Annotated in this window: 1 protein-coding gene; it reads right to left on the bottom strand. The window is 62.1% G+C overall.

Features of this window, described 5'->3' with window-relative positions:
* On the bottom strand, positions 1 to 383 hold a 383-nt coding region (locus VK98_RS18560), incomplete at both ends, for a calcium-binding protein (RefSeq protein WP_048415464.1).

Here is a 383-nt window from a genome sequence, read left to right as displayed (position 1 = left end):
CGGCGCCGCCGCGCAGCGTGTCGTTGCCTTCCTCGCCGAACAGACCGTCGTCGCCCGCTCCGCCTTCGATCAGGTCGTTGCCGTTGCCGCCATACAGCGAGTCATTGCCGCCGTTGCCCTGCATCCAGTCATCGACATTGCCGCCGCGCAGCGTGTCGCCCAACTCGGAACCCACCAGCGGCACGCCCTGCTTCATCAGCTGTTCAGCCGTCCACTTCACGCCGGAAGCGAAGGTGATCTGTTCGATCCAGTTCAGCTGATCGCCGAACCAATCCTTCACCGTCACGCTGTCCTGGCCGTTGATATGGCGGAACACCATGTCGTTGCCGCTACGCAGCACCTGGATATCGCTTTCCTTAATATCGGCGCCGAACACCAGTTCA

The sequence above is a fragment of the Chromobacterium sp. LK11 genome (genome assembly GCF_001043705.1).
In the GTDB taxonomy this organism is placed as follows: domain Bacteria; phylum Pseudomonadota; class Gammaproteobacteria; order Burkholderiales; family Chromobacteriaceae; genus Chromobacterium; species Chromobacterium alkanivorans.
The sequence above is the reverse complement of the archived record's forward strand: the minus strand, read 5'-3'. Positions and strand labels throughout refer to the sequence as shown.